The 12,230-nt window shown below is 73.7% G+C and carries 11 protein-coding genes; 7 read left to right on the top strand and 4 right to left on the bottom strand.

Features of this window, described 5'->3' with window-relative positions; all coding sequences use genetic code 11:
- Positions 1–6: 6 nt before the first annotated feature.
- The 3 genes from EF903_RS18385 (at position 7) to EF903_RS18375 (ending at position 2,935) form a co-directional block, all read left to right on the top strand.
- Entirely contained in the window at positions 7–450 is a 444-nt protein-coding gene (locus EF903_RS18385; protein ID WP_125544530.1) for an AIR carboxylase family protein, read from the top strand.
- Positions 447–1,637 (top strand): dipeptidase, encoded by a 1,191-nt coding sequence (locus EF903_RS18380; RefSeq protein WP_125544528.1) that lies wholly within the window; start codon positions 447–449, stop codon positions 1,635–1,637. Before EF903_RS18385 ends, EF903_RS18380 begins: the two co-directional genes overlap by 4 nt.
- 191 nt (positions 1,638–1,828) lie before the next feature.
- The gene (locus EF903_RS18375) at positions 1,829–2,935 is read left to right on the top strand and encodes a membrane dipeptidase (RefSeq protein WP_125544526.1); all 1,107 of its coding nucleotides are present in this window, start codon (positions 1,829–1,831) and stop codon (positions 2,933–2,935) included.
- 27 nt (positions 2,936–2,962) lie between these two features.
- Here the strand turns inward: EF903_RS18375 and EF903_RS18370 are convergent, their stop codons facing one another.
- Complete coding sequence (locus EF903_RS18370) at positions 2,963–4,306, bottom strand: UDP-glucose/GDP-mannose dehydrogenase family protein (RefSeq protein ID WP_125544524.1); 1,344 nt, start codon at positions 4,304–4,306, stop codon at positions 2,963–2,965.
- 194 nt (positions 4,307–4,500) lie between these two features.
- On the opposite strand from EF903_RS18370, the gene EF903_RS18365 reads away from it, so the two are divergent.
- Together EF903_RS18365 and EF903_RS18360 are read left to right on the top strand one after the other, a co-directional pair.
- Positions 4,501–5,658, top strand: a complete 1,158-nt coding sequence (locus EF903_RS18365; RefSeq protein WP_125544522.1) for an acyl-CoA dehydrogenase family protein — start codon at positions 4,501–4,503, stop codon at positions 5,656–5,658.
- Positions 5,659–5,779: 121 nt separating this feature from the next.
- Positions 5,780–6,862, top strand: a complete 1,083-nt coding sequence (locus EF903_RS18360; RefSeq protein ID WP_125544520.1) for a sugar phosphate nucleotidyltransferase — start codon at positions 5,780–5,782, stop codon at positions 6,860–6,862.
- 69 nt (positions 6,863–6,931) lie between these two features.
- Here the strand turns inward: EF903_RS18360 and EF903_RS18355 are convergent, their stop codons facing one another.
- Positions 6,932–8,263 carry an LCP family protein gene (locus tag EF903_RS18355; protein WP_125544518.1) on the bottom strand — a complete coding sequence of 444 codons (1,332 nt, stop codon included), beginning with the start codon at positions 8,261–8,263 and terminating at the stop codon, positions 6,932–6,934.
- A 106-nt stretch (positions 8,264–8,369) separates the two neighbouring features.
- Between EF903_RS18355 and EF903_RS18350 the strand changes: the two genes are divergently transcribed.
- Entirely contained in the window at positions 8,370–8,921 is a 552-nt protein-coding gene (locus EF903_RS18350; RefSeq protein WP_125544516.1) for an acyl-CoA thioesterase, read from the top strand.
- A gap of 21 nt (positions 8,922–8,942) precedes the next feature.
- Here the strand turns inward: EF903_RS18350 and EF903_RS18345 are convergent, their stop codons facing one another.
- Complete coding sequence (locus EF903_RS18345; protein WP_125544514.1) at positions 8,943–10,322, bottom strand: LCP family protein; 1,380 nt, start codon at positions 10,320–10,322, stop codon at positions 8,943–8,945.
- Between the two features lie 285 nt (positions 10,323–10,607).
- Between EF903_RS18345 and EF903_RS18340 the strand changes: the two genes are divergently transcribed.
- Positions 10,608–11,636, top strand: coding sequence for a glycosyltransferase family 2 protein (locus tag EF903_RS18340; RefSeq protein ID WP_125544512.1), 1,029 nt, complete (start codon positions 10,608–10,610; stop codon positions 11,634–11,636).
- A 127-nt stretch (positions 11,637–11,763) separates the two neighbouring features.
- On the opposite strand, the gene EF903_RS18335 is transcribed toward EF903_RS18340, so the two are convergent.
- Positions 11,764–12,230: LytR C-terminal domain-containing protein (locus EF903_RS18335; protein ID WP_148142532.1), on the bottom strand; the 467-nt coding region annotated here is incomplete at its 5' end.

The raw sequence follows: 12,230 nt of genomic DNA, 5'->3' as shown, positions 1-12,230 counted from the left end.
GCGAAGATCGCCCCGTTCGCCGCCGCGGTCGACGAGGAGGCCCGCTTCCCGCAGGAGGCGCTGGACGCCCTCGTCGCCAACGACCTGCACGCCGTGCACGTCCCCGAGACGTACGGCGGCGCCGGCGGGGCCGCCCACCTGCCCGGCATGCTCGCCTCCGTCACCCCCCTGCCCGTCATCGGCGTCCCCGTGCCGCTGAAGTACCTCGACGGCATGGACTCGCTCCTGTCCATCGTCCAGATGCCCGCCGGCGTCCCCGTCGCCACCGTCTCCGTCGCCGGAGCCCGCAACGCCGGCCTCCTCGCCGCCCGCATGCTCGCCGCCCACGACGGCGAGCTCCTCGCCCGCATGCGCGACTTCCAGCAGGAGCTGAACGACCAGGCCACCGAGAAGGGCAAGCGGCTGCGGGCCAAGGCCTCCGGCGCGGAGTCCTTCGGGTTCGGCAAGTGACCGCGGCGGACCGCCTCGACCAGGCGCGCGCCCTGCTCGCCGAACACCCCGTCGCCGACGGCCACAACGACCTGCCCTGGGCCCTGCGCCAGCAGGTCCGCTACGACCTCGCGCAGCGCGACATCGCCGGCGACACCTCCGCCCACCTGCACACCGACATCCCCCGGCTGCGCGCCGGCGGGGTCGGCGCGCAGTTCTGGTCGGTGTTCGTCCGCTCCGACTACGCCGGCGACCAGGCGGTCAGCGCCACCCTGGAGCAGATCGACGCCGTCACCCAGCTGATCGACCGCTACCCCGGCGACCTGGCGCGCGCCCTGACCGCCGACGACATGGAAGCGGCCCGCGAGGGCGGCCGGATCGCCTCCCTCATGGGCGCCGAGGGCGGCCACTCCATCAACAACTCCCTCGCCACCCTGCGCGCCCTGCACCTGCTGGGCGTCCGCTACATGACGCTCACCCACAACGACACCATCGACTGGGCCGACTCCGCGACCGACGAGGCCCGGCACGGCGGTCTGGCGGACTTCGGCCGCGAGGTCGTCCGCGAGATGAACCGGATCGGCATGCTCGTCGACCTCTCGCACGTCGCCGCCACGACGATGCGCGACGCCCTCGACACCTCCGCCGCACCCGTCGTCTTCTCCCACTCCTCCGCCCGCGCCGTCTGCGACCACCCGCGCAACGTGCCCGACGACGTCCTGGAGCGCCTCCCCGCCAACGGCGGCGTCGCCATGGCCACGTTCGTGCCGAAGTTCATCCTCCCGGCGGCCGTCGAGTGGACCCTCGCCGCCGACGAGAACCTGCGCGCCCACGGCTTCCACCACCTCGACACCACCGCCGGGGCGATGGCGGTCCACCGGGCCTTCGAGGCGGAGCACCCCCGCCCCGTCGCGACCGCGGCCACCGTCGCCGACCACCTCGACCACATGCGGGACGTCGCCGGCATCGACCACATCGGCATCGGCGGCGACTACGACGGCACGGCGTTCACCCCCTCCGGGCTCGACGACGTCGCCGGCTACCCGAACCTCGTCGCCGAACTCCTGCACCGCGGCTGGTCGCCCGCCGACCTCGCCAAGCTCACCTGGTCCAACGCCGTACGGGTGCTGCGCGACGCGGAGGCCGTCGCCCGGGACCTCTCGGCGACCCGCGGCCCCTCCAACGCGGTCCTCGACACCGGCGCCTGAACCGCCCGGCCGCGCCCGGCCCGGCCCGCCCCGCTGCGGCGACGGCCGGGCCGGGGCGGGACGGCCGCTCCAGCCTCGCCCTGACCTGCGCGTTTCACCCGAACGCCGCATCCGCCGGGCCGCCCGCCCGCCCCGCGTGGCACGGTGGCAGCACCTCTCCCTTCCCTGCTGCCGCCCACCCCGGAGCGAACATGGCCGATCTGCAGGACGAACAGACCCCCGCGCACCTGGCGTACGCCGCCGAGACGCCCCCGCCCGGACCGGCCTCCGTCGGAGCCGCGCCGCCCGCCCCGGCCAAGGCCTCGGCCTCCGCCCTCGACCGGGCCGCCGCCCTGCTGTCCCTGCATCCCGTCGCCGACGGACACAACACCCTCGTCCGGACCCTGCGGCAGAGCCCGTACCACGACATAGGCACCCCCGACTCCGGCGTCGACACCGACATCCCCCGCCTGCGCGCCGGCGGGGTCGGCGCCCAGTTCTGGTCCCTGCTCCCGCCCCGGGGCACCACCCCCGGCGACGCCCTCGCCGACGCCCTCGACCAGGTCGACGCGGCCCTCGCCCTCCTGCGCCGCTACCCCGACGGCCTCTGCCTCGCGCTCACCGCCGACGACATGGCCGACGCCCGCAACCGCGGCCGCATCGCCTCGTTCCTCGGCCCCGTCCCCGGCGCCACCCTCACCGACTCGCTCGCCGCCCTGCGCGCCTTCCACGCCCTCGGCGTCCGCGTCCTCGCCCCCGCCGGAGCCTGCTGGGCCGCCGAGGAGCTCACCCCCTTCGGCCACGAGGTCGTCATGGAGGCCAACCGGCTCGGGGTGCTCCTCGACGTCACCGGCTGCACCCCGGCCGCCGCCCTCCGGATCGCCGGCGCCTCCAAGGCGCCCGTCATCGCCACGCACACCGCCGCGGACGCCCTCACCCCGCACCCGGACAACACGGACGACGACGTCCTGCTCGCCCTCCGCGCGGCAGGGGGCCTCGCGATGGCCTCCTTCGACACGGGGCAGACCGGCGACTCACTCCACGCCGTCGCCGACCACCTCGACCACATGCGGGCCGTCGCCGGCCCCGGATCCGTCGGCCTCGGCGCCTCCTTCGGCACCGAGCCCGGCACCGAGCCCGGCACCCACCGCCCGACCGGCCTGACCGACCCCTCCGGCTACCCGCGCCTGATCGCCGAACTCCTCGAACGCGGCTGGCCCGAGACCGACATCGCCCAACTGACCTGGGGCAACGCCCAGCGCGTCCTGCGCGCCGCCGAGTTCACCGCCCGCGCGGCCGCACACCGCCGAGCGGGCTGACCGCCCCGCCGGCTTCCGCACGGCCCGTCAGGCGCGCGGACGTCCCATCGCCCGGTAGGTCCACCCGGCCGCGCGCCACCGCTCCCCGTCGAGCGCGTTGCGCCCGTCCAGCACCAGCCGGTCGCTGACGACCGCACCCAGCTCGACCGGGTCCAGCTCGCGGAACTCCCGCCACTCGGTCAGGTGCAGCACCACGTCCGCGCCGCGCGCCGCCGCCACCGCCGACTCGGCGTACCCCAGCGTCGGGAAGACGCGGCGGGCGTTCTCCATGCCCTTCGGGTCGTAGACGGTGACCTGGCCGCCCTGGAGGTGGATCTGCCCCGCCACGTTCAGCGCGGGCGAGTCCCGTACGTCGTCCGAGTCCGGCTTGAAGGTGGCCCCGAGCACCGCGACCCGCTTGCCGAGGAACGCCCCGCCGACCGCCTCCCGGGCCAGCTCCACCATGTGCCCGCGGCGCCGCATGTTGATCGAGTCGACCTCGCGCAGGAACGTCAGGGCCTGGTCGGCGCCCAGCTCGCCGGCGCGCGCCATGAAGGCGCGGATGTCCTTGGGCAGGCAGCCGCCGCCGAAGCCGATGCCGGCGCGCAGGAACTTGCTCCCGATCCGGTCGTCGTGCCCGATCGCCTCGGCGAGCTTCGCGACGTCGCCGCCGGCGGCCTCGCAGACCTCGGCCATCGCGTTGATGAAGGAGATCTTCGTGGCGAGGAAGGAGTTGGCGGCCGTCTTGACGAGCTCGGCCGTCGGGAAGTCGGTGACGACCAGCGGGCTGCCCTCGGCGATCGGCCGCTCGTATACCTCGCGCAGCACCTTCTCGGCGCGGTCGCCGCGGGTGCCGATGACGATCCGGTCGGGGTGCAGGGTGTCCTGGACGGCGAAGCCCTCGCGCAGGAACTCCGGGTTCCAGGCCAGCTCCACATCGGCGCCGGCCGGGGCCAGTGCGGCCAGCTTGGCGGCGAGGCGGTCGGCGGAGCCGACGGGCACGGTCGACTTGCCGACGACGAGGGCGGGCCGGGCCAGGTGCGGGGCCAGCGACTCGATCGCGGAGTCGACGTAGCTCATGTCGCAGGCGTACTCGCCGTGCTTCTGCGGGGTGTTGACGCACACGAAGTGGACGTCGCCGAACGCGCCGACCTCCTCCCAGGACCGGGTGAAGCGCAGCCGGCCCGTGGAGCCCGGGAGCCCGGCGACGTGCGCGGCGAGCAGCTCCTCCAGGCCGGGCTCGTACATCGGCACCCGTCCGGCGGCCAGCATCTCGATCTTCTCGGGGACCACGTCCAGCCCGAGCACCTCGAAGCCCAGCTCGGCCATCGCCGCGGCGTGCGTGGCGCCGAGGTAGCCGGTGCCGATCACTGTGATCCTGAGGGGGGCCATGGCTGCTCCAGAGGTGCGGGGCCTGTTGCGGCAACCGAGCATAGTCGCGCCCGTACGGGGGACGTTCCCGGGAGTACCGGGCGTTGTCATGCAGCTCACGTGCCGCGTACATATCGCTGCGCGTGCGGCGGACACTAAGATTTGGGTTACTTAACGGTAGTTAGCACGTGGTTCACCTTGGGGAGTGAGAGATCTTGGCGGGTTCTGCCGACTTCGACCTGTACCGCCCGGCCGAGGAGCACGACATGCTCCGCGAGTCCGTCCGCTCGCTCTGCGAGGCGAAGATCGCCCCGTTCGCCGCCGCGGTCGACGAGGAGGCCCGCTTCCCGCAGGAGGCGCTGGACGCCCTCGTCGCCAACGACCTGCACGCCGTGCACGTCCCCGAGACGTACGGCGGCGCCGGCGCCGACGCCCTGGCCACCGTGATCGTCATCGAGGAGGTCGCCCGCGTGTGCGCCTCCTCCTCCCTGATCCCGGCCGTCAACAAGCTCGGCTCCCTCCCGGTGATCCTCTCCGGCTCCGAGGAGCTCAAGGCCAAGTACCTGGGCCCGCTCGCCAAGGGCGACGCGATGTTCTCGTACTGCCTCTCCGAGCCCGACGCGGGCTCCGACGCGGCCGGCATGAAGACCCGCGCGGTCCGCGACGGCGACTTCTACGTCCTCAACGGCGTCAAGCGCTGGATCACCAACGCGGGCGTCTCCGAGTACTACACGGTGATGGCCGTGACCGACCCGGAGAAGCGCTCCAAGGGCATCAGCGCCTTCGTCGTGGAGAAGGGCGACGAGGGCGTCTCCTTCGGCGCCCCGGAGAAGAAGCTCGGCATCAAGGGCTCCCCGACCCGCGAGGTCTACCTCGACAACGTCCGCATCCCGGCCGACCGCATGATCGGCGCCGAGGGCACCGGCTTCGCCACGGCGATGAAGACCCTGGACCACACCCGCATCACCATCGCGGCCCAGGCCCTCGGCATCGCCCAGGGCGCCCTCGACTACGCCAAGGGCTACGTCCAGGAGCGCAAGCAGTTCGGCAAGCCGATCGCCGACTTCCAGGGCGTCCAGTTCATGCTGGCCGACATGGCGATGAAGATCGAGGCCGCCCGCCAGCTCACCTACGCGGCCGCCGCCAAGTCCGAGCGCACCGACTCCGACCTCACGTTCTTCGGCGCCGCCGCCAAGTGCTTCGCCTCGGACGTGGCCATGGAGGTCACCACGGACGCCGTCCAGCTCCTCGGCGGCTACGGCTACACCCGCGACTACCCGGTCGAGCGCATGATGCGCGACGCGAAGATCACGCAGATCTACGAGGGCACGAACCAGGTCCAGCGCATCGTCATGGCGCGCAACCTGCCGTAACAGGTGATTCCCGGCCGGAGGCGGCGGAGCGGCCCCGTTTCGCCCCGCCTCCGGCCGGCACATGCCCCGCATGGGCTAACTTTGGACCTTCACAGGCCCGACCCGGGGTGGGGAGAGAAACATTTTGGAAGCGATCCTGCTGGTCGGGGGGCAGGGGACGCGGCTGCGCCCCGTCACGGTCAACACTCCGAAGCCGATGGTGCGCGCCGCCGGGGTGCCGTTCCTCGCCCACCAGATAGCCCGCGCCGCCGCCGCCGGGGTCACCCACATCGTGATGGCGACCTGCTACCTCGCCGAGGTCTTCGAGCCGTACTTCGGCGACGGATCCGACTTCGGCGTCAGCCTGGAGTACGTCGTCGAGGAGGAGCCCCTCGGGACCGGCGGGGCCATCCGCAACGCCGCCCGGCGGCTGACCGGCGGGCCGGACTCCTCCGTGCTGGTCTTCAACGGCGACATCCTCACCGGCCTCGACATCGCCGGCCTCGTCGACGCCCACCGGGCGGCCGAGGCCGACGTCACGCTGCACCTGGTGCAGGTCGACGACCCGCGGGCGTTCGGGCTGGTCCCCACCGACTCCGAGGGGCGGGTGCTGGCCTTCACCGAGAAGCCGCAGACCCCCGAGGAGATCATCACCGACCAGATCAACGCCGGCTGCTACGTCTTCAAGCGCAGCGTCATCGACTCCATCCCGGACGACCGGCCGGTCTCCGTCGAGCGCGAGACGTTTCCCGGCCTGCTCGCCGCCGGCGCGGTCCTGCACGGCGTCACCGAGAACACGTACTGGCTCGACCTCGGCAAGCCCGAGTCGTTCGTCCGGGCCTCCGCGGACCTCGTCCGCGGGGTCGTGGCCTCCCCGGCCGTGCCGGGTCCGCGCGGCGAGTCCCTGGTGCTGCCCGGGGCCCGCGTCGCACCGGACGCCAAGCTCTCCGGCGGCACCGTCGTCGGCGCCGGGGCGAGCGTCGGGGCGGGGGCCGTCGTGACCGGGTCCATCGTCCTCGACGGCGCCGTCATCGAGCCCGACGCGCAGGTCACCGCCAGCCTCATCGGCGACGGCGCGACCGTCGGCGCGCGCACCGTGGTCGACGCCGCCGTCGTCGGCGACGGCGCGCTGGTCGGCGCCGACAACGAACTGCGGGCCGGCGCCCGCGTGTGGTGCCGGGCCGAGCTGCCGCCGAAGGCGCTGCGGTTCTCCCCCGACAGCTGAGCCGGCACGGGCGAACGGCGACGGCCCCCGCTCCGGGCACCGGAGCGGGGGCCGTCGTCCGTCGCGGCGTCAGTTGCCCGTGACGGTGACCTTCTCGTCGTTCTGGATCTGCTTGACGATCTGCTGGAGCTTCGCCTTGTCCCACACGAGGTTGCCGCCCCGCTCGCCGGCGATCGGCATGTTCATCGAGGTGCCGCTGCCGCCCGTGATGCCCTTCATCGCGAAGAACATCTCGCCGATGTCGAACAGCGACATGTCCTTGTCCACGATCAGCGTGTCGAGGCCGGCGCCGAGCACCGGGTACAGCTTGAACGGGTTGAGGAGGGTGCCGGGCGTCGCCGCCTGGTTCGCCAGCGTCGCCAGGAACTTCTGCTGGTTCTTCGTACGGGCCAGGTCGGACTCGGCGAAGGCGTAGCGGGTGCGGACGAACGCGAGGGCCTGCTCGCCGTTGAGGGTCTGCTCGCCGGCCTTGAAGTCGGCGCCGGACTTCTCGTCCTTGAAGGCCTTCTCGATGTTCATGTCCACGCCGCCGAGCGCGTCCACGATGTTCGCGAAGCCCGCGAAGCCGATCTCGGCGTAGTGGTCGATGCGCAGGCCCGTGTTGTGCTCGACGGTGCGGACGAGGAGTTCCGGGCCGTCCTCGGCGTACGCCGCGTTGAGCTTGGTGCGCCGGCCCTGCGCCGGGAACTTCTTGCCGGACTGCGAGCCGACGAAGGAGGGGATCTCCACGTCGGAGTCGCGCGGCAGCGAGATCATGGTGGTCCCGCCGGAGCAGGCCGCCAGGATCATCATCGAGTCGGTGCGCTTGCCGTCGGCCGAGCCGGTGTGGAGCTTCTTCTTGTCCTCCTCGGTCAGCCCCTCGCGGCTGTCGGAGCCGACGATCAGGTAGGTGGTGCAGCCGTCGTCCTCGGGACGCTCGATGACCTTGGAGAGGTCCACCTCGCGGCGCACCTTGGAGTCGGCCCACACGTACGTGCCGATGGCGGTGACGAGGAGGACGGAGACCAGGGCGATGGAGCCGACCTTGATGCGCCGGCCCCAGTCGGGCGCGGCCGCCGGGCGTCCGGGGCCGCCCGGGCCGCCGCCCGAGGGGCCGGCCGGGCCGCCGGGGCGCTGCGGGGCGCGCTGGGGCGTGCCGTAGACCTGGCCGGTGTTGTAGCCGCTGTCGTAGCCGTCGGCGTCGTGGCCGGCGCCCTGTTGCGGCGGCACGTGCGGTGCGGGCCGGCGGCCGGGCCGCGGCGGGACCGGCGGCTGCGGCGGCCGCTGGGGCTGCTGCGGCAGGCCCGGCTGCCGGCGCTGGACGTGGGGCATCCGCCGGGCGCCTTCCGGCTGCGCCTGCGCGCTGCCGTGCCCGTATCCGTCGTCGCGGCGGTCCCCGCGCCCTTCTGGCCACTCGTTCATGCGGCATAGGATGCCCGGTCGCGGGAGCCGGGGGACAGCCCGGGTCCCGCTTCGTACCGGTGCTGTTGCACAGCTGTGGCATCCGCGACGGCTTTAAGGTGTCGGTATGACACACATACCGGGCGCGACGGCGGGCGACCTGCAGGGGAAGCCCACCTCGGCTTCGCGGACCACGCTCAGCCACATCATGACCGCCAACGACACCAACCTGCTGGGCACCGTCCACGGCGGCGTGATCATGAAGCTGGTCGACGACGCGGCGGGCGCCGTCGCCGGCCGCCACTCCGGCGGCGCGGCCGTGACCGCGTCGATGGACGAGATGGCCTTCCTGGCCCCGGTCCGCGTGGGCGACCTGGTGCACGTCAAGGCGCAGTGCAACTGGACGGGCCGCTCGTCGATGGAGATCGGCGTCCGGGTGCTCGCGGAGCGGTGGAACGAGTCCACCCCGGCGACGCAGGTCGGCAGCGCGTACCTGGTGTTCACGGCCGTCGACGCGGAGGGCAAGCCGCGCACGGTGCCGCCGGTGGTCCCCGAGACCGACCAGGACAAGCGCCGCTACCAGGAGGCGCAGATCCGCCGCACGCACCGGCTGGCGCGCCGCCGGGCGATCATGGCGCTGCGCGAGGAGCGCGCGGCGCAGGGCTTCGACGAGGACTGAACCCGGCGGGCCGGCCAGACCCTAGGGGCACACCACCTGGTCGCCGGTGACCGTGCCGAAGGGGCCGCGCTGCGGCTCCTCCGGGCGGACGGGCACCACCTTGCGGTAGTCCGCTCCGGCGATCACCCGGACCGTGCGGCCCTGGCCCGGCACCGCGCGGAGTTCGCTGCCGGGCAGGGCGGTCGCGACGGTGCGCGCGGAGCGGTCCCAGCGGGGGTCGTACGCGATCACCGTGCGCTTGTGGTCGCGGCGGGCGGCGTTCCCGGGGGCCCGGGTGGTGTCGAAGCCGGTGGCCCGCAGGGCGGCGTCCACGCGGCCGCCGAGGCCGTCGGCGCGGGTGCCGTTCTCGACGCGGACCCGGACCTGCTGCGGGGGCACGTCCACGGGGACGGGGGCGGGCTGCCGCGGCCCGGTCCGGGCCGGTGCGGCGGGGGCGAGCGGGCGGTCCTCGCGGAGGGCGGTGAACAGCGCGGCGGCCTTCGCCGCGTCCCATTTCACGGTCGAGCCGATGCCCTTCACGGGGAACGACGGGTCGCCGACGGGCACGGAGGCGAACTCGGAGGAGGCCGGGGTGAAGTCCCGCATGGCCTGTCCGAGGGCCAGCATCTGCTCCGAGCCGAAGCCCGGGTCGGCGCGGACGGAGCCCAGAAGGGTGGAGCTGACCTCCTTGAACTTGACGGGGTTCAGCAGGACCCCGCTGGAGGTGGCCTGCTCGACCAGGGCGGCGAGGAAGCGCTGCTGGCGCTGCATCCGGCCGAGGTCGGCGGCGCCGTCGACGTGCCGGGAGCGGACGTACTGCAGGGCTTCGCCGCCGCCCAGCCGGTGGCTGCCGGGCGCCAGGTCGAGGCCGGTGTTGCGGTCGCGCAGGGGCTTGGCGGTGCAGATCTCGACGCCGCCCATCGCGTCGACGGTCTTCATGAAGCTGGTGAAGTCGACCTCCAGATAGTGGTCGATCTTGACGCGCGTCATCTGCTCGACGGTCCGCACGGTCAGCTGCGGCCCGCCTTCGGCGTAGGCGGCGTTGAGTTTCACCGGGTGGGGGCCGTGCGCGCGGCCGCCGGCCTCGTCCCGGTGGGCGGGCAGCTCGGCGTAGCTGTCGCGGGGGAGGCTGACGACGCTGGCGCGCTGCCGGTCGGCCGAGAGGTGGACGAGCATGACGGTGTCGGTGCAGCGGCAGGGGGCGCCGCCCAGGCGGTAGCGGCGCTTGTCGGCGGGGGTGGTGGCGTCGCGGCCGTCGGTGCCGACGAGCAGGAAGTTCAGGCCGTGCCCGCCGGCGGGCCGGTTCTTCATGTCCTTGAACGGGTCGACCCGCTGGATGCCGGTGTCCAGGCCGGTCATCACCGCGTGCCCGACGGCGCCGGAGCCGAGGACCGCCACCGCGAGCCCGCCCGCCAGCCGCACACCCCACCGGGGCCGGCCGTTCCCGCGCCGGGCCGGTGCCCCGCCGCGCCGCGCGCGCTGCGGCTCGCGGGGCCGGGCGGGTCGGGGTGGGCGGTGTGGCTGGGGCACGGGGGAACACCTCCGCGGGATCTGCAGCGGCCGTCAGGGAAGAATCCACACACATCGGTCAGATCGTCAGAACAGTAGGCCCGTACGATCAGCGCCGGTCCCCACCGATCAGGCGGCGCGCACCCGTTTCCCCCGTACGCGGTAACGTGACACCGATACCCGACCTTGAAGGACCACATGCCCGCCCAGCAGCCCGCAGTCTCGGTGATCATGCCGGTGCTCAACGAGGAGCGCCACCTGCGCAACTCCGTCCGCCACATCCTCGGACAGGAGTACGCCGGTGAGATGGAGGTGGTGATCGCGCTGGGGCCGTCCACGGACCGCACCGACGAGATCGCCGCAGAGCTCGTACGCGAGGACCCTCGCGTCGTCACCGTCCCGAACCCGTCCGGCCGCACCCCGGCCGCCCTCAACGCCGCCATCAAGGCGTCGCGCCACCCGATCGTGGTACGCGTCGACGGCCACGGCATGCTCTCGCCGAACTACATCGCCACGGCCGTCCGCCTCCTGGAGGAGACCGGAGCGCAGAACGTCGGGGGCATCATGCACGCCGAGGGCGAGAACGCCTGGGAGGAGGCCGTCGCCGCGGCGATGACCTCCCGGCTCGGCGTCGGCAACGCGGCCTTCCACACCGGCGGCGAGGCCGGCCCGGCCGAGACCGTCTACCTGGGCGTGTTCCGGCGGGAGGCCCTGGAGCGGGCCGGCGGCTACAACGAGGAGTTCATTCGCGCCCAGGACTGGGAGCTGAACTACCGCATCCGCGAGGCGGGCGGCCTGATCTGGTTCTCGCCCGAGCTGAAGGTGCAGTACCGGCCGCGGCCGTCGGTGCGGGCGCTGGCCAAGCAGTACAAGGACTACGGCCGCTGGCGGCACGTCGTCGCCCGGTACCACGCCGGCTCGATCAACATGCGCTACCTCGCCCCGCCGACCGCGGTGTGCGCCATCGCGGCGAGCATCGTCGCCGGCGCGGCGATCACCCCCTGGGCCTTCGCCGTCCCCGCCGGCTACCTGGCGGGCATCACGCTCGGGTCGATCCCTGCGGGCCGGGGGCTGCCTCCGAAGGCGCGGGTGCAGATCCCGGTGGCCATCGCCACGATGCACATGTCGTGGGGCTTCGGCTTCCTCAGCAGCCCGCGCTCGCTGGCCGACAAGGTCATCGCGAGCCGGCGGCCGGCGCCGCAGGCGGACCCGTCGGCAGCCGCCTGAGGGCCTTCTCGGCGTACACGGAGAAGGGGCCCGTGCCCGGCGGTCCGAGGACCGCGGGGCACGGGCCCCTTTCCCGTGCCGCACCGCGCACGGGCCGCCGCGCGCGGTGCGCCGCAGGTGCGGGTGCCTACCAGGTGAAGCCCGGCTGGATCGCCATGCACTCCTTGTCGTTGCCGCCGTTGAGCGGACGAGAGGAGTCCGGCGCCTTGGTGGGGGCCGGCGGGGGCGGGGTCGGCGCGCTGCCGGTCCGCCAGTCCTTCCCGACGAACAGGACGATCCCGGTGACGTCGTCCGTCTTCTGCACGGCGGAGGCCGGCAGGCCCAGCGCGGTCGCGACGGCCGCGGCGTCACCCGCCTGGTCCGGGCTGGAGAAGCGGACCACGGTCGTGTCCTCGGACCCGGTCTGGGTGTCCGCGACGGCCCGGGCGAACCCCTTGCCGGCCAGCACGGCCGCGACCTCGCCGGCCCGGCCCTTCACCCGGCCCTGCGCCCCGTCCCTGCCGCCGGTGGCGTTGCGGACCGACACGGGGATCCTCGCGGGCGGCGCGGCCGGGTCGGCCGTCGGCAGGGACGGGGCGCAGGGCCGGGTGAAGG

It is taken from the genome of Streptomyces sp. WAC05292 (genome assembly GCF_003949955.1).
GTDB lineage: Bacteria > Actinomycetota > Actinomycetes > Streptomycetales > Streptomycetaceae > Streptomyces > Streptomyces globosus.
The sequence above is the reverse complement of the archived record's forward strand: the minus strand, read 5'-3'. Positions and strand labels throughout refer to the sequence as shown.